This is a genomic window from Archangium lansingense (genome assembly GCF_026626635.1).
Lineage (GTDB): Bacteria > Myxococcota > Myxococcia > Myxococcales > Myxococcaceae > Archangium > Archangium lansingense.
Genome location: NZ_JAPNKA010000001.1, coordinates 4,782,077 through 4,797,376, shown reverse-complemented (window position 1 = coordinate 4,797,376; position 15,300 = coordinate 4,782,077). Strand labels below are relative to the sequence as shown.

Sequence of the window (15,300 nt, the reverse complement as noted above, 5' to 3'; positions counted from 1 at the left end):
AGGAAGAGGTAGCGCACTCCGGGGCGCGGCGCCAGAAGCCGGCGCGCGCAGGAGTGTCGTGGAGGCGCTGCGCTTCGTGGTGTGCGGCCGGCCCGAGTGTCGGCAGGTGTTCTTCCTCTGCTCTGCGTGCGACCGTGGCCAGCGCTACTGCGGGCCGCCGTGCAGTCGAAGGGCGCGGGCGGAGTCAATGCGCGCGGCTGGTGCGCGCTACCAGCGCACCCGGGACGGACGGCACGCACATGCCGCGCGGCAGGCGGCCTGGCGGGAGCGGCGGCGAGAGAAAGTGACGCATCAGTCTCCCGCTGCCGTGGCGCGGACAGCCAGTGTGCCCGTCGCGCCGGCCCCGGCCGCCACGCAGGTGGCCGCGGAGCCGAGCGCAGCGAGGCCACTGCCGCATGCACCGCCGCCCTCCATCCCCGCCTGCACCTCGTGCGGGCGTCAGAGTCCCTTCCTGCGCCACACCACGCTTGCGCGCACCCACGTGGGCCGGCGCTTCAGGGCTGCCCGTCCGCCGTGAGGTGGGCCCATGATTTCCCCCGAACTCGCCGCCCGCATCCGCCGACTGCACTTCGCCGAGCACTGGAAGGTGGGCACCATCTGCTCCGAGCTGAGCGTGCACCACGACACCGTCCGGCGCGCCCTGACGCTCGAGCGCGTCAGCGGCACGGGGGTGAAGTCCGTCAGGCCCACGCTGCTGGATGCCTACAAGGGCTTCATCCAAGCCACCCTGGAGGCCCACCCACGCCTCACCGCCATGCGCCTCTTCCACATGGTGAAGGCGCGCGGCTACGTGGGTGGCCCGCTCCAGGTGCGCCGCTACGTGCGCACGGTGCGTCCCACCTCTCGCGCCGAGGCCTTCCTGCGCCGCAGCACGCTTGCGGGCGAGGAGGCCCAGGTGGATTGGGGACACTTCGGCACGCTGTCCGTGGGCAACACGCGCCGCCCTCTGTGCTGCTTCGTCATGGTGCTGGGCCACAGCCGCGCCCTCTACGCGCGCTTCTTCCTCGACATGACGCTGGAGAGCTTCCTCAGGGGCCACGTGCTGGCCTTCCAGGCGCTGGGGGGCGTGCCGCGCGCGCTGCTGTACGACAACTTGAAGTCCGTGGTGCTCGAGCGCGCCGGCGACGCCATCCGCTTCCACCCGCGCCTGCTGGAATTGGCCGGCCACTACCACTTCGCACCCAAGCCCTGCGCCCCCTACCGCGGCAACGAGAAGGGCAAGGTGGAGCGCACCATCCGCTACCTGCGCGACTCCTTCTTCGCCGCGCGCACCTTTAGCGGCGTGGATGACCTCAACTCTCAAGCGGCGCGGTGGGCGGCCGAGGTGGCCCACGCGCGCCAATTGCCCGGCGACGTCACCGGGCGCACCGTCGCCACGGCCCTCGAGGAGGAACGCCCGCGGCTGCTGCCCCTGCCCGCACACCCGTTTCCCACGGACGTGGTGCGCCCCGTCGCCTCCGGCAAGACGCCCTACGTGCGCTTCGACTCCAACGACTACTCCATTCCACACACCCTGGTGAAGAAGCCCCTCACCCTGGTGGCCTCCGAGACACGCGTACGCGTACTGGACGGCTCCGAGGAGGTGGCCTCCCACCCGCGCTGCTTCGAGAAGGGCCGCACCCTGGAGCAGCCCGGCCACCTCGCCGCCCTCGCCGACGCCAAGGCCCGCGCGCACGAGCTGCGCGGCCGAGACTTGCTGCGCGCCTCCTGCCAGCAGGCGGAGGGCTTCCTCGCGGCCCTCGCCCAGCGCGACCTCTCGCTGTCACACCACACTGCTCAATTGCTGAAGTTACTTACGCTCCACGGCGCACGCGCCCTGGATGAGGCCCTCGCCGAGGCCCTGCGCAAGGGGGCGGTGAGCGCCCCCGCCGTGGCCCACCTCCTGGACCAGCGCGCTCGCCGCCAGCGTCAGCCTCCACCACTCACCGTGGTGCTGCCGGATGACCCGCGCATCGCCGCCTCCCGCACCCGCCCCCACTCCCTCGCCGACTACGACCGCCTCCTCGACAAGGACTCCGCCGATGACGACTCCACTCGCTGACCGCCTGGCCTCCCTCGGACTGCACGCCACCTCCCAGGGCCTCGCGGACCTCATCGCCCGCGCCACGAAGGCCAGATGGGGCGCTACCGAGTTGCTGGAGCACCTGGCCGACGAGGAGCAGAAGGAACGCGGCCGCAGAAGTCTCGAGCGGCGCCTGTCTCGCAGCCGCCTTGGCCGCTTCAAGCCCATGGCGGACTACGACTGGGGATGGCCCAAGAAGATTGACCGCGAGGCCGTCGAGTCCGCCTTGCGCCTGGATTTCCTGGAGCGCGCGCGCAACGTCGTCATTGTCGCCCCTCAGGGACTGGGCAAGACGATGATCGCGCAGAACATCGCCCACCAGGCCGTCCTCAAGGGGCACTCCGCTCTCTTCGTCACCGCCTCCCAGTTGCTGCTCGACCTGGGCGCCCAGGACACCAGCCGCGCACTGGACCGCCGCCTGCGCCACTACACCAGCCGCACCAGCCTGCTCGTCATCGACGAGATGGGCTACCTCGCCTACGACGCGCGCAACGCGGACCTCCTCTTTCAAGTCGTGGCGCGCAGGTATGAACAACGCTCATTGGTGATGACCACGAATCTGGCGTTTTCGGACTGGCCGACCATTTTTCCCAACGCCGCGTGCGCCACCGCGCTGATTGACCGCGTCATCCACCACGCGGACGTCCTCGCTATCGAAGGCGAGAGCTACCGCCGCCGCGAGGCCGAGGAGGCCGCGACGACCAGGAGGGCGAAGTCCAAGCGCTGAGCCTCACCTCGGACCGGGATGCCGGACCCCCGGCACACCTCCAGCGTCCCAGTCCAAATTTCCGCGTTTCCTCGTGAACGCCAACATTCCGTGAAGCCGTAGCGCGCTCGCAGCGCCCGGCTCATCCGGCCACAGGTGAACCCCCACATGGGGAAGTTGACCAGGATGCCCACCACGAACTCCGCCGCTGACACGTTGGCCGCCATCCAGGCCATGTTCGTGGCGTAGGCGAAGCCCTCGGGTGTGACTTCGTATCGCTCCAGCTCTTCCTGCGTCATCCCCAACCGGCGAGCCAGCACCCGCAGGCCATCCAGCGCGGCGAACTCGCCCTGCAAGAGCCCGTTGAGAAAGCCGCGCGCGGACGTGTGGCCGAACCGCTGCACCATCATCGCCATCGAGCGGAGATCACTCGTGGCGACGTGGTACTGGGTTCCGGGAAAGGCCCGGAGCGCCTTCACGGATACCTCGCCCCGCTCCAGCGCAGCGGGATAGGGATGGTGGCGGAGTTGCTCGTCCACATCCCGGAGTGCCTCGCCAATCTCCTTCACCACCTGGGCTGCGTTCTTCATGAGGAACCCTCACTGGAAGTGCAATCGTGATACTCTTGCACCCCCTCGAACGCCGCGCAGCTCCCATGTGGCAACCGAGAGGCCAGCAGGGCGCCTGCGTGAACCGGGCCTGCACCTACTGACTCGAGCGCATGAGACAGAAGGTGTAGCGAAGGCCCAGGCGCAACTGCTGGGACGCCTGGGCCTCCAGGAGCCGTTTGAGAAGCGACTCAGCGGTGGATCTGCCCCATCCTCCCGCTCTGGTAGTCCTCGAAGGCCTGGATGATCTCCGCCTGGGTGTTCATCACGAACGGCCCGTAGCGCACCATCGGCTCCTTCAAGGGCACTCCCGAGAGCAGCAGGAGCTGGAGGGGCTCATCCCCCGTGTTCTCCATCACCACCGAGTCCGCGTCGTTGGCGAACAGCACCGCCTGCCCGTCCACCGCTCGAGTTCCCTCCGGGCCGAACTGACCCTCGCCCCCAAACACGTAGGCGAAGGCGTTGTGATCCCGGGGCACCGGCTGCTCGAACCGGCCCCCCGGCGCGAGCGTGAAGTGCAGGTATTGGATGGGCGTACGCGTATCAATGACCGCGCGTGCGCCGAGCGACTCGCCGGCAATCACCTTCACCTGCACCCGGCCATCCAGCGTCGAGGCCACCGGGATGCGCGCGGAGGGGACCTCCTGGTAGCGCGGCGGCATCATCTTGTCGCGCCGGGGCAGGTTGACCCACACCTGGAACCCGTGCATCCGCCCGCCCGTGCGAACGAAGTCGCGCGCCGGCATCTCCGAGTGCACCACCCCCGCCCCCGCCGTCATCCACTGCACGTCCCCGGGACCCAGCTCGCCTGCATTCCCCGCCGAGTCCTGGTGCTCGTGCCGGCCCTCCAGGATGTAGCTGACCGTCTCGAAGCCCCGGTGGGGGTGATCCGGCGCACCCTTCGCCTCGCCCGGCGGCAGCGCCACCGGCCCCAGCTCGTCCAGCAGGAGGAACGGATCGAACTGCATGAACCCCTGGATGGGGAAAGGCCGGCGCACCAGGAAGCCCTCGCCCTCGAGAGTACGGATGGCCTGCACCACCCTCAGAACGGACCGCGTGCTCGTGCTCGCCTTGCTCATGACTTCCTCCCTTTACTTCGAACCTTAATGGTTCGTACTGGAACTAAATGCGCGAGCGAAAACTTCGTTGCGGGACAGGGCGCCAGCTCGCCTACTCCCCGGACAGGGAGAGGCCCAGCTTCTTGCAGAGCGCGCCGAGCGTCTCCTGCTCGTCGACGGTCAGGGCCGCCATTAGCGCCGTGACATGGGCGGCATGGGCGGGAAACACCCGCTCGATGACGCGCCGGCCCTCGGGGGTGAGGCTCACCACCACCACCCGGCGGTCCTCCGGGCTGCGCTCGCGCTGGATCCACTTGTTGCGCTCGAGGTTGTCCAGCAGCGCCGTCATGTTGGGGTTGCTGCGCAGCAGCTTGCGGCCCAGCTCGCTCTGGCTCATCGGCCCCACATGCAGCAGGGCCTCGAGCACCGCGAGCTGAGGCGGGGTGATCTCCAAGCTGGCCAGGTGACGCTGGAGCTGTGCGTTGAGCGTCTCCGTCGCCCGGGTCAGCTTGACGAACGTGTCGAGCGCCCGCACTTCCCGTGCGCTGCCTTTATAGCGAGTCGGCATCGTTCAAGCCCGAAAGGTTCGCACCGTGAAGGCTGCGGACGAAAAGGTTCGTATTGGAACTAATCCAGCTCCGGGCCGTTCGCAAGTGCGTGCCCCCATCCCATCCGATTTCGCGGTCTGGCGCCAGCCCGCCCGGCCGCACTCCGGACGGTCCTCCACGACTCGACCGAGAGCGCACTAGCATCGGCTCCGTGATGCGCGCCGTACTGCTTGCCTTGCTTCTGATGCCTGCCCTGGCGTTCGCCACGGACGTGCAGGGAACGATCTCCTCCTCCACCGTCTGGACGAGGAGTGGAAGCCCCTATGTGCTCAAGGGCGATGTCACCGTGGCCTGGGGCACGAAACTCACCCTCGAGCCCGGCGTTCAAGTCATCGCCGCGCCTGGTGACGCGCTGAAGTCCGGAGTGGATTCGCAGCGGGTGGAGCTGATTGTCGACGGGACGCTGGTGGTGCGCGGCACCTCGGCGAGCCCGGTCGAGCTCACCTCCCACGGCGGCAGTGGCGCCTGGTACGGCATCCGGGTCCGCGGGGGCCGAGGCACGGAGATCAACGGCGCCGTCATCACCCAGGCGCACCAGGGCATCTCGCTGGGCATGAGCGCGACGGTGAAGAACACCTCCGTGAGCGCCGCCACGAAGGACTGCATCCACGTGAGCTGGGGCACCGCCACGCTGGCGGACAACGAGCTGAGCGGGTGCGGACAAGGTCAGCCGGAGACCCCGCGGATGGCGGCCCCCCAGTCCCCTCCTCCAAGCGAGCCCAGCATCCGCGACCGCCGCGTCCTCACGGAGGCCAGTCCCCGGCTCCGCGACGAGAACCTCTCCATCCCCACCCCGCTGGCGGAGCGCATGCCGGTCACGGCGCCTGCCGTCCCCGTCAGCTCGACAGGTGAGGCCAGCGCGCGCGTCACCACCGTCCAGCCGGCGGCGGAGACCATCGACTCCTTCAGGCAAAGACCCTCTAGGCTGCCCGTCCCACCGAACAGGGCCCCTGAAACACCACCTCCGGATGAAACACTCCGTGCGATGCGCGCTCCGGACCGTGCGGCCCCCCCTCGCCCGCCTCCAAAGACCGGGGGCTCGGCGGCGGATCCTCCCGCACGGGAGGAGTGCGCCCGCGTGCCACAGGTGGACGAATCCCCAGAGTGCCCTGGCGTCCGGCGCTGGAGACAGGAGCAGGAACGCCTCGAGAAAGCCCTCTCGGGTGTCTCCAGTCTGCCACCAGGGCCACGGCCACGGCACCTGGAGCGGTGGATCCTCACGGCACCTGGCTGACGAGGCGCCCTGTCCGTCAACAACAGCTCCTCCCCTGGGTATGACACGGCTCGCGCTCGCCACCCGCGATGTGCATCCGTGAACGGCACACGTCCGTCCTGAGCGCGGAGTCAGCACTGCGCTGGCCGGGCGGGGAAGCAGGCCCTCCCTCCGTCCTGGCGGAGTCACAACCCTGCACGGGCACCTCTTCCTCCTGGAGGAGGTCACCCCATGGGAGCCACCCAGCAGCATCTCCGCGGAGGCAGACGCTGGGCAAAGGTGCGAAGTCTGGAGTCCACCCTGAGCTTCCTGGACGAGCAACGGGCACAGGGTCCGAACGACCTTCAGGCCCGGGCCGTCAGCAACAACCTGCGCGAACGCCTGGACCAGGCCAGGAGATGGCTCGAGGCACGGCGCTGGAGGCCGCGCCTCCCGCTGGACAACTGCCAGTTCTGGGAGCTCGTCCATGGGGTCGACGCGGATCTGCTGCTCATCCTGCCTCTCGACATGCTCGCCACCGAAGCCCTGATGGTGGAGGAGAACTTCCGGCGCAACATCCACGAGCCCATCGCGCGCTCCACCTGGCTGGGCGCCGATGAGAAGTCGGGGCCGCTGTGCGTCGCCGTCCGGTGCATCACGGGGCTCGCCTATCGGGTGGAGAGCCTGAAGCCCGAGGAGGAAGCGAAGCTGCGCCACGCCCGGCAGGTCCTGCGCAGCGCGCTGCGTCAGGTGCTCCGACACTCGGACAAGTACTTCCTGCAGCTCGACCTCACCATGATGATTCGCAGCTTCAGCGGCTCGCTGCTGGTGCTGTTGCTCGTCCTGACCCTGGTGGGCCACCTGCCCGCGCAGTTCGCCGGGCTCATCCTCAAGAACCCCATCGAACTGCCCTGGAAGGGACCTGCGATGAGCACCCTGTCGCTCATCCTGCTCGGGGCGGGCGGTGCCATCACAGCCAACATGCTCTCGGACAGGCCGGTCCTCGTCGTGCGAGGCCCCTTCTGGCGGCAGTTCGTCTACTACCTGTTCGTCAAGCCCTCCATCGGCGCCGTCGCGGCGTTCCTCTTCTACCTGCTGGCCATCTCCCAGCTCTTCTTCAGCATCGAGACCGCCACCCCCATGCTGGGCCCGCTCAATCCGTTGCAGGGCGCGGGACAGCTCCAGCCCGCCCTGCGCATCGTCCTGGGCAACAACGACGCCCTGGTGTGCACCTACGCCATCCTCATCATCGCCGTGGGCTTCTCCGCCGAGCGCTTCCTCAGTCCCATCATGGACCGGGTGGTGAACAAGCTGTTCGTCATGGCGGAGAAGAGCGAACCGTCACCAGGGACACCGACCCAGGGTCCATCGGCCACGGGTACACCCACCGAGGGCAAGCCGGGTGCGTCTCCACGGCCCCCGATCATCTCCGGAGAGTCGGCCCAGAGCACGTAGGAAGGTTCCCAAGCCTCCAGGCTGACACTCCAGCCAGGCCCGGGGCGGCATCCGTCGGCCCCGGGCTTTACACTTGCGGGCATGAGCTCGCGACCGACTCCTCCCAACTCGCGTCTGTGCGTCGGCCTGCTGTCTGGCACCAGCGTGGACGCCGTGGAGGCCGTGCTGTGCCGCGTCGAAGGTACCGGCCCCGAGGTCCGCATCACCCTGCTGGCCCATATCTCCCGGCCCTTCACCCCCGACTTCACCCGGCGCGTCCTCGCCGCCAATGACGCCCGCTCCCTCTGCGAGCTCAACTTCGCCCTGGGAGAGCACTTCGCCGAGGCCGCGCTGGAGGTCATCTCCCATGCGGGCCTGCGCCCCCAGGACGTGGATGTCATCGGCTCTCACGGCCAGACGGTGGCCCACCTCCCGGCGAGCCTGTCCGAGACGCCCTCCACGCTCCAGCTGGGCGAGCCCTCCGTCATCGCCGAGCGCACCGGCCTGCCCGTGGTGAGTGATTTCCGTACCCGGGACGTGGCCGCCGGGGGCCAGGGGGCGCCGCTGGTGCCCTACCTGGACTGGGCCCTGTTCCGGAAGCCGGGGGTGGCGCGGGCGCTGCAGAACCTCGGCGGCATCGGCAACGTGAGCGTGGTGAGCGACCGGATTGAGGACACCATCGCCTTCGACACCGGGCCGGGCAACATGGTGATGGACGGGCTGGCCCGACGGGTCTCCGGCGGCCGGCTCCAGTGTGACCTGGACGGGAGCCTCTCCAGCCAGGGCCGGGTCATCCCAGAGCTGCTGGAGGAGCTGCTCGCGCACCCCTTCCTGTCCCTCCCCCCACCCCGTAGCGCCGGCCGCGAGGGCTTCGGCGACGCGCTGGTGGAGAGGCTGTGGGAGCGCCACGGCGCCTCGCGCCCCTACGACCTGGTGGCTACGGCGGTGGCTTTCACGGTGGAGGCCACGGCCCGGGCCTACGAGCGGTGGCTGCTGCCGCGCTTCGCCCTGGAGGCGGTGTACGTCTCTGGCGGCGGCACCCGCAACCCGGTGCTGATGGAGCGCCTGACGGCGAGGCTCGCCCCCCTGCCCGTCCGCCCCCTGGACGTGCTGGGCCTGCCCGAGGGCGCCAAGGAGGCCGTGTGCTTTGCCCTCCTAGCGAACGAGCACCTCTCGAGGACCCCCGCGAATGTGCCGTCGGCAACTGGCGCAAAGAGGCGAGTCGTTCTAGGTAAGCTGACACCGTGAGCAGCGTGAACCTGGTGGCCCGCGAAGTGGCCGTAAAAATCGTCTTCTACGGACCGGGCCTGTCCGGAAAGACGACGAGCCTGCGGAAGATCTACGAGACGGTGCGGCCCGCGCACCGCGGCGAGATGATGTCCATCGCCACCGAGGGAGACCGGACGCTCTTCTTCGACTTCCTGCCGGTGAAGGTCGAGCGGGTGAATGACTGCACGGTGCGGCTCGCGCTGTACACGGTGCCAGGCCAGGTCTTCTACAACGCCACCCGCAAGCTGGTGCTCCAGGGCGCCGATGGCGTGGTGTTCGTGGCGGACTCGCAGCCGGAGATGATGGACGCCAACCGCGAGTCGCTGGCCAACCTGGAGGAGAACCTGCTCGAGCAGGGCGTCCGGCTGGAGCGCTTCCCGCTGGTGTTCCAGTGGAACAAGCGCGACATCCCCAAGGCCCTGCCCGTGGCGGACCTGCGTGCCGCGCTCAACCCGCGCAACGTCCCCGACTTCGAGACCGAGGCCCTCAGCGGCCGCGGCGTGCTCGACGCGCTCAAGGCCATCACCCGGCTCGTCATCCAGGACCTGCGCATCAAGCGCATCGTCCCCCCGCCCCGCCCCTCCACCCCGGCGATTTCCTCCATCGGAGCGCCCAAGGCCAGCGGAGGAGGGCTCGAGGCCCAGCTCAGCCAGCACCTGGCGAGCCGCTCTCCCGCGGTCACCGCCCCGGCCGCCGCGACGGCCCCCGCGCCCGCCGCCGTGGCGCGGCCCTCGCGCAGCATGCCGGCCATCGTTCCCCAGGTGCAGGTGGTGGCCCCAGCCGTGGCGCCCCCTGCCCTCACCGGACAGCGGCCCCTCGGGCCAGCGAGTGCACTCGCCCCCTCGGACCTGTTCGACCACGCGCGCGCCGCCGAGGGCTCGTTCTCCTCCGGGGACTATGCGGCGTGCATCCAGGCCTGCCTCGATGCGGCCCGGCGCGGGCTCGCGTTCGCCGGCGAGGGTCCCCTGGGTGCCCAGGCCCATCTGCTCCAGGTGAACGGGGGGGATCTGCTCAAGCTGCAGACCCTGGCGGCCCGCTCCAGCAACCGCGTGGATGACGCGGCGTTCGCGCTCTATGTGCTGATGCAGATCTTCTCCCGCCTCCACGCGGCGGGACTGCCTGCTCCAGCGACGGAGTAGCGGCGCCCGGACCTACAGCCCGAGCTTCTTGCGCAGCTCCGTGTGGAGCTTGCCAAAGGGAGAGAAGCTCAGCTTCTCGTCGAGCGTCATCTCGCCGAACGTTCGCTTCTCCCCCTTGGGGATGAAGATCGGGTCCCAGTGGAAGCCACCCGACCCGCGCGCCTGGAGGGCAATCTCTCCCTCGGTCTCCGCGAGGAGGACGTGTCGCTCGCGGCCGTCGCAGTAGCAGAGCGCGCTGCGGGCTTTGGCCGCCCGATGACCGGCAGGGACCACCTCACAGAGCCGGGTGTCCAGGGAGTTCCAGAACGGCTTGACGAGCGCGCCAGGCAGCCCGTTGAGGGCCTCGATGCAGAGCGCACCATGCTCGACGATGACGGGCACGCGGACAGCTCTGTAGGCCGCGATTGCCTTGGCCCTGATGACCATCTCGAGATCCATGTCGAGGATCTCCGTGACCTTCTCTCGCAGGTAGCCAAGCTGCGGCGAGCTTCCGAGGAGATGCTGAAACTCGCGCCGCTTCTCGTCGTTGGTGGTGTTGTAGAACCAGGTAGGCGCCATGGTGGGCAGTCTCCGCGCTCAGGCGATGCTCTTCAGCAGCTCCGCGACGCTGGCCGACTTGTCGGTCGGGTCGAGCTGGATGACGTCGATGTTCCACCGCTCGAGGATTTCCGGCTGCACGAGGCCGGCTCCATGGGTGGCGAAGAAGCACCTCCGGGCCTGGGCGTGCTTCGTGTCCAGCTGGCTCTGCACGCGGAGCTGATTCATCCGGTGCCAGATGTAGCGGATGTTGGTGTCGCTGAAGCTGTAGCCGATGAACAGGAAGCTGTTGCCGAGCAGATCCGCGCGGAGCCGCTGGTCTGGAGGGGCCTCCAGCGCCATCCGCTTGAAGTAGGAGCTCTCGGTGAGGACGATGGTGTCCGGCTGGGCCAGCGTGCCGTGGAACTTGATGACCTCACAGGCCTCCCGTTCGCGCCGACGCTGGAAGTCCGCGAAGGAGGCCAGCACCGCCGCACGCTTGCCCGCGTCCCGGAGCGCGCCCTCGACGTGCGTGTCGTAGTTGGTGGTGTAGATGGACCGCCAATCGAGCGCCGCCAGGGCCTGGTGCATGGGGGACTTCTTGCGGAGCTGCTCGGCCTCGGGGGAGTCGAAGCTCCGCGTCATGTCGTAGACGAGCTGCTGGAAGCGGTTCGGCTCGGAGATCGCGAAGAACTCGGCGAGCTGTTCGAAGCGGCCGTGCATGTCGAACAGCTCGGGCTCGAAGCCGAGGGCCTTCGCCAGGGAGGCGATGAGCTGGCTTCCATCCGGCAGCTTCAGCGGCTTGGAGAAACCGGCACCGAGGAAGGGAATGAGCCGCCCGTCCTGGTACTCCTTTTTCAACAGGGGGGCCGCCTGGGAGAGGGTCAGGATGGTCATCGTCGCGCTCGCTCCGCGCAGCCTACCCGCTGGCGGAGCCAGGCCAACAGCCTCTTCAGCGAAACTGCAGCAGCCCCATCCGCATCAGCTTGGCCAGCGTCTTGAGCGTCTCCAGCTCACGCGCGGGACTGGCCAGCACCAGGGTGGACACGTCCCAGGAGCCGTTGACGAGCCCCGCCACCTGCCGCTCCTCCTGCTTGAGCAGCGTCTGCTGCTCCGGATCCGGCCGCAGCACCGGCACCGACAAGGGCGGCATCTTCCCGTAGAGCGACGCCACGTGCTCGCTCTGCACCATCCGGGCGAACTCGCGCACCCGGCGGTCCGTCGGGTCGCTCGTCAGCAGCGACGCGCACACCAGCTCCGCCGCGTCGTACTGGCCCTCGCGGATGAGCACCGCGCCCTTCTCCAGCATGTCCGTCACCGGATCCACCACCACCTCCGGTGCTCCCTCCACCTCCACCTGCTTGGCCCGCAGCAGCTCGAACACCCGGCGCGTGGTGGACGAGCGAGACAGGCCCAGCGACAGCCTCAGCCGCCCCAGGTTCTGCCCGCCCGCGCACATCGTCAGCAGGATGCGGTGCATCAACGGCTGGCGCGGGCTCGGCTGCACGCGCGAGCGCACCGTCAGCGCGTCGCCCGGCAGCACCCGGTCCACATCCGTCTGCTCATCCACCCAGCGCAGGGACTCGAAGAGCAGCTCCCGGAGGCTCATCTCGCAGGGCGCCCACTCCTCGCCCGTGCGGTCCAGGTCCTCCGTCCAGTGGAAGGCGCCATGGCCTCCCCGCGTCTGGTCCGCCATGGAGCCGAGCATCTCCTCACGCACCAGGTCGCGGACCACCTTCAGCTCCACATTGTGCTTGCGGAAGAACGGCTCCACGTCCTCCGTGCCCGGCGGTATCGAGCTGAAGGCCGCCAGTACCGCCGCACCATCCGCCAGCTTTGCCAGCGAGAGCACCCGGGCTACACGCCCCCAGAGCCCCTCATTGGAGATGGCGAGCACCTGCCCAGAGAGCAGGAAGAGCTTGCGCTCGCCGCCCTCCCAGGTGAGGAGTTGGAGCGTGCCCGTCTTGCGGGAGCTATCCAACCACTGGAGCAGTTCAGGAAGGGGGAAGCTGGAGAAGTCGCCGTGGAGGGCCATGGGTGTCTTGCAGGCAGGATACAGTTGAGCGCAATGCGCGTCGCGGTCCTGTTCATCGATGGTGTTGGCATCGGACGAAACGAGCCGGAGGTGAATCCGCTCGCCAGCGGCGACTATCTCCTCTCCCACTTCCAGGATGAAGCCCCCCGCGCGCTTCCAGAGGGGGGGCTGTGTTTCCCGGTGGACCCCACCTTCGGCGTCGCCGGGCGGCCACAGTCCGCCTCCAATCAGACGGCCATCCTCACCGGCCAGCCCGCCCCCGTCCTCATCGGCCGGCACGTGCTGGGCTACCCGGACGCCCCCCTGCGCGAGCTGCTGGCGCGGCACTCCATCGTCAAGCGCCTGGTGGCCGCGGGCCGCAGCGCCACCTTCGCCAACAGCTACCCCGTGGCCTACCTGGACGCGCTCAAGCTCACCCGGCGCCCCTCCCCCAGCGCCCCCGAGTTCACCCTCCCCCCGGCCGCCCTGCGGCGCCTGAAGGCCTCCGCCAGCACGCTGGCCTTCGCCGCCGCGGACGTCCCCCTGCGCACCCTGGACGATGCCCGGGCCGGCCGGGGCCTCACCCATGACATCTCCGGCGAGCGGGCACGCACCCGGAGCCTGTCCGCCCCCCAGCGCACCCCAGCCGAGGCCGCTGAGGTCTTCTGGCAGGTGGCCGGGGAGGCGGACTTCACCTTCTTCGAGCACTACCTGGCGGACGAGGCCGGTCACGCCCAGGACTTCGCCGCCGCCCGCGAGGCCCTGGACACCTTCGATGCCTTTGCCCGGGCCGTCATCGCTACCCGCCCGCCCGACGCCCGGGTGCTGGTGTGCAGCGACCACGGCAACGTGGAAGATCTGACTACACGTTCACACACCCGCAATCCCGTCCCCGTGCTCTACTTCGGCCCGCCAGCTCCTGGACTGGAGACCCTGGCCACCGTGGCGGACGTGGGCCGCACGGTGCTGCGACTGCTGGACGTGGAGTGAGGATGGCGATGCGCAACGGGAGTGGGCGAGGCGGCGCGGGATTGGTGGCGATGGGGGTGCTGGTGCTGCTGTCTGGCTGCGCTTCCGCCCGGTTCTCCGCCCCCGAGGCAGCGCTCGAGGCGTCGCTGTCGATGGAGAGCCCCGCCGGCCAGTTCCGCATCGAATTCGCCCCCGGCAACGAGCAGGACGCCACCCGCATCCAGCAGGCCGTGACCGAGGCCCTGCCCAAACTGGAGCGCTGGGGCGCGCTGCACGAGCCCGTCACCATCAAGGTGATGCCCGACCATGCGGCGCTGGAGGCCGCCGTCCGCCAGCACGGCTATGTCTGGCTGCGCGCCTGGAGCCGCTACGACGAGGTGTTCGTCCAGGCACCCTCCACCTGGAGCCTGACCGGGGCCACCCAGCCCCAAGTCAACGAGCTGCTCCTGCACGAACTCACCCACAGCGTGATGTACCAGCAGTCAGCGGACCGGCTCGGCTGGTCGCGCAAGCAGATTCCCCTGTGGTTCCGCGAGGGCATGGCCTCGTACACGGCGGAGCAGGCGTACCGGTGGGTGTCGCTGGAGGAGATTGCCCGCTACTTCGAGCGCTCCCCCGAGAGCGATCCGGTGGGCAGGCCGGGAGATTTGTACCGGGACGATTCAAACCTCATCTACGGGGTGGCGCACCACGCCTTTGCCTTCCTCGTGCGGCGTTATGGCGAGGACTCGGTGCGCGGCCTGCTGCGCGAGATGAAGGGCGGGAAGGAGTTCCCCCGGGCCTTCGAGAGCGCCATCGGATTGTCTCCAGACGCCTTCGTGCGCGACTTCACCCGCTATGTGCGCTGGCGCGGCTTCCGCGGCGGACGGATACAGCCCCGGGCCAGCACGCCCCCGACGTGAGGCCCGTTTCGTCATTCAGAAACATCCGAATGTCATCTGGTTCCCACCGAATGACATTCACCCTGGAGCGAATCCCATTCGAATCCAATCGAATGCTATGGGATTCGCACTGAATACAATCCAGGAGGAGCTGGACGATGAGCACGAGCCGTCCCTCGGCCGGGCGCCCCTCCGCGGGCGGGCGCACCCTGCCCCAGGTGATGGAGTCCCTGGGCACATTCTTTCACCAGCTCGGCATGCCTCCCATCGCCGGCCGAATGTTGGCGTGGCTGGCGCTGTCGGAGTCTGGCTGTGACTCGCTGGACGCGATGGCCGGGGCCTTGAAGGCCAGCAAGGCCTCGGTGAGCAGCATGGCCCGGTTGCTCGCGGAGCGCGGCTTCGTGGAGCGGGTGCCCGTCCTGGAGCGACGGGATTGTTATCGGCTCCGGGCGGACGCCTGGGAGAATGTCCTGCGCGCCCGCCTGGCCGCCATCGCCAGCGCGAAGGGGCTGGCCGAGGAGGGGCTCTGGCTCATCGGTGAGGGCGAGCACCCCGCCCGCCCGCGCCTCGAGTCCCTGCGGGAGTTCAGCGAGGTGTGCGCCGCCCTCGAGCGGGACCTGCCTTCGCTCCTCGCGCGGCTGCGCAAAGCCACCGCCCGTCCCCGCCGCGCACCGGCTTCTCGGAGCGTATTCCCCACGTAGGCCCAGCCGTCCCCTCTACGCGAGACCAGGGGAGCCCGGGACTCCACGCTCGGGCCCTGCGCTCCCCGGCTCCCCCTCCTGAACGGTGAGGCATAGCCTTCCCGAGGGGTCCTTGGAATGTCATCGAGAGGCGCATCCAGGCT

Annotated in this window: 16 protein-coding genes; 10 read left to right on the top strand and 6 right to left on the bottom strand. The window is 69.1% G+C overall.

Features of this window, described 5'->3' with window-relative positions:
• Window positions 1-187 precede the first annotated feature (187 nt).
• The 3 genes from OV287_RS19675 to istB are packed head-to-tail and all read left to right on the top strand — an operon-like array spanning window position 188 to window position 2,789.
• Window positions 188-517, top strand: coding sequence for a hypothetical protein (locus tag OV287_RS19675; RefSeq protein ID WP_267535216.1), 330 nt, complete (start codon window positions 188-190; stop codon window positions 515-517).
• Between the two features lie 9 nt (window positions 518-526).
• Complete coding sequence (gene istA, locus OV287_RS19670; RefSeq protein WP_267535575.1) at window positions 527-2,041, top strand: IS21 family transposase; 1,515 nt, start codon at window positions 527-529, stop codon at window positions 2,039-2,041.
• Window positions 2,022-2,789, top strand: coding sequence for an IS21-like element helper ATPase IstB (gene istB, locus OV287_RS19665; protein WP_267533277.1), 768 nt, complete (start codon window positions 2,022-2,024; stop codon window positions 2,787-2,789). The genes istA and istB overlap by 20 nt, the downstream gene beginning before the upstream one ends.
• Here the strand turns inward: istB and OV287_RS19660 are convergent.
• The 3 genes from OV287_RS19660 to OV287_RS19650 form a co-directional block, all read right to left on the bottom strand.
• A complete protein-coding gene (locus OV287_RS19660; protein ID WP_267535574.1) occupies window positions 2,729-3,358 on the bottom strand; it encodes a thiaminase II/PqqC family protein in 630 nt (209 codons plus the stop codon). The two genes, istB and OV287_RS19660, sit on opposite strands and share 61 nt — an antisense overlap.
• A 209-nt stretch (window positions 3,359-3,567) precedes the next feature.
• The gene (locus OV287_RS19655) at window positions 3,568-4,455 is read right to left on the bottom strand and encodes a pirin family protein (RefSeq protein ID WP_267535573.1); all 888 of its coding nucleotides are present in this window, start codon (window positions 4,453-4,455) and stop codon (window positions 3,568-3,570) included.
• A 91-nt stretch (window positions 4,456-4,546) separates the two neighbouring features.
• Window positions 4,547-5,002 (bottom strand): MarR family winged helix-turn-helix transcriptional regulator, encoded by a 456-nt coding sequence (locus OV287_RS19650; RefSeq protein WP_267535572.1) that lies wholly within the window; start codon window positions 5,000-5,002, stop codon window positions 4,547-4,549.
• Between the two features lie 194 nt (window positions 5,003-5,196).
• On the opposite strand from OV287_RS19650, the gene OV287_RS19645 reads away from it, so the two are divergent.
• From OV287_RS19645 to OV287_RS19630, 4 genes are all read left to right on the top strand, one after another.
• Entirely contained in the window at window positions 5,197-6,276 is a 1,080-nt protein-coding gene (locus tag OV287_RS19645) for a beta-helix domain-containing protein (RefSeq protein ID WP_506344832.1), read from the top strand.
• A 210-nt stretch (window positions 6,277-6,486) separates the two neighbouring features.
• Window positions 6,487-7,689, top strand: a complete 1,203-nt coding sequence (locus OV287_RS19640) for a hypothetical protein (protein WP_267535570.1) — start codon at window positions 6,487-6,489, stop codon at window positions 7,687-7,689.
• 81 nt (window positions 7,690-7,770) lie between these two features.
• On the top strand, window positions 7,771-8,916 hold the full coding sequence (locus tag OV287_RS19635; RefSeq protein WP_267535569.1) for an anhydro-N-acetylmuramic acid kinase: 1,146 nt from the start codon (window positions 7,771-7,773) through the stop codon (window positions 8,914-8,916).
• Window positions 8,913-10,076 carry a GTP-binding protein gene (locus tag OV287_RS19630; protein WP_267535568.1) on the top strand — a complete coding sequence of 388 codons (1,164 nt, stop codon included), beginning with the start codon at window positions 8,913-8,915 and terminating at the stop codon, window positions 10,074-10,076. The genes OV287_RS19635 and OV287_RS19630 overlap by 4 nt, the downstream gene beginning before the upstream one ends.
• A gap of 12 nt (window positions 10,077-10,088) precedes the next feature.
• Here the strand turns inward: OV287_RS19630 and OV287_RS19625 are convergent, their stop codons facing one another.
• From OV287_RS19625 to OV287_RS19615, 3 genes are read right to left on the bottom strand one after another with little or no spacing between them, the layout of a single operon-like run.
• Entirely contained in the window at window positions 10,089-10,634 is a 546-nt protein-coding gene (locus OV287_RS19625; protein WP_267535567.1) for a non-canonical purine NTP pyrophosphatase, read from the bottom strand.
• An 18-nt stretch (window positions 10,635-10,652) separates the two neighbouring features.
• Window positions 10,653-11,489 carry an SIR2 family protein gene (locus tag OV287_RS19620; RefSeq protein ID WP_267535566.1) on the bottom strand — a complete coding sequence of 279 codons (837 nt, stop codon included), beginning with the start codon at window positions 11,487-11,489 and terminating at the stop codon, window positions 10,653-10,655.
• Between the two features lie 55 nt (window positions 11,490-11,544).
• Window positions 11,545-12,627 carry a DUF4388 domain-containing protein gene (locus tag OV287_RS19615; RefSeq protein WP_267535565.1) on the bottom strand — a complete coding sequence of 361 codons (1,083 nt, stop codon included), beginning with the start codon at window positions 12,625-12,627 and terminating at the stop codon, window positions 11,545-11,547.
• 33 nt (window positions 12,628-12,660) lie between these two features.
• Here OV287_RS19615 and OV287_RS19610 point away from each other — a divergent pair, with 33 nt between their 5' ends.
• From OV287_RS19610 to OV287_RS19600, 3 genes are all read left to right on the top strand, one after another.
• Window positions 12,661-13,596 (top strand): alkaline phosphatase family protein, encoded by a 936-nt coding sequence (locus OV287_RS19610; RefSeq protein ID WP_267535564.1) that lies wholly within the window; start codon window positions 12,661-12,663, stop codon window positions 13,594-13,596.
• A 2-nt stretch (window positions 13,597-13,598) separates the two neighbouring features.
• Complete coding sequence (locus OV287_RS19605) at window positions 13,599-14,477, top strand: gluzincin family metallopeptidase (protein WP_267535563.1); 879 nt, start codon at window positions 13,599-13,601, stop codon at window positions 14,475-14,477.
• A gap of 137 nt (window positions 14,478-14,614) precedes the next feature.
• Window positions 14,615-15,157, top strand: coding sequence for a GbsR/MarR family transcriptional regulator (locus OV287_RS19600; protein ID WP_267535562.1), 543 nt, complete (start codon window positions 14,615-14,617; stop codon window positions 15,155-15,157).
• The last annotated feature ends 143 nt before the right edge of the window (window positions 15,158-15,300 follow it).

Coding starts and splice junctions, on each gene's coding strand:
- OV287_RS19635 (WP_267535569.1), top strand. CDS start 7,771: ATGAGCTCGCGACCGACTCCTCCCAACTCGCGTCTGTGCGTCGGCCTG.
- OV287_RS19655 (WP_267535573.1), bottom strand. CDS start 4,455: ATGAGCAAGGCGAGCACGAGCACGCGGTCCGTTCTGAGGGTGGTGCAG.
- OV287_RS19605 (WP_267535563.1), top strand. CDS start 13,599: ATGGCGATGCGCAACGGGAGTGGGCGAGGCGGCGCGGGATTGGTGGCG.
- OV287_RS19620 (WP_267535566.1), bottom strand. CDS start 11,489: ATGACCATCCTGACCCTCTCCCAGGCGGCCCCCCTGTTGAAAAAGGAG.
- OV287_RS19600 (WP_267535562.1), top strand. CDS start 14,615: ATGAGCACGAGCCGTCCCTCGGCCGGGCGCCCCTCCGCGGGCGGGCGC.
- OV287_RS19625 (WP_267535567.1), bottom strand. CDS start 10,634: ATGGCGCCTACCTGGTTCTACAACACCACCAACGACGAGAAGCGGCGC.
- OV287_RS19650 (WP_267535572.1), bottom strand. CDS start 5,002: ATGCCGACTCGCTATAAAGGCAGCGCACGGGAAGTGCGGGCGCTCGAC.
- OV287_RS19615 (WP_267535565.1), bottom strand. CDS start 12,627: ATGGCCCTCCACGGCGACTTCTCCAGCTTCCCCCTTCCTGAACTGCTC.
- istB (WP_267533277.1), top strand. CDS start 2,022: ATGACGACTCCACTCGCTGACCGCCTGGCCTCCCTCGGACTGCACGCC.
- OV287_RS19610 (WP_267535564.1), top strand. CDS start 12,661: ATGCGCGTCGCGGTCCTGTTCATCGATGGTGTTGGCATCGGACGAAAC.
- OV287_RS19675 (WP_267535216.1), top strand. CDS start 188: ATGCGCGCGGCTGGTGCGCGCTACCAGCGCACCCGGGACGGACGGCAC.
- OV287_RS19645 (WP_506344832.1), top strand. CDS start 5,197: ATGCGCGCCGTACTGCTTGCCTTGCTTCTGATGCCTGCCCTGGCGTTC.
- istA (WP_267535575.1), top strand. CDS start 527: ATGATTTCCCCCGAACTCGCCGCCCGCATCCGCCGACTGCACTTCGCC.
- OV287_RS19640 (WP_267535570.1), top strand. CDS start 6,487: ATGGGAGCCACCCAGCAGCATCTCCGCGGAGGCAGACGCTGGGCAAAG.
- OV287_RS19660 (WP_267535574.1), bottom strand. CDS start 3,358: ATGAAGAACGCAGCCCAGGTGGTGAAGGAGATTGGCGAGGCACTCCGG.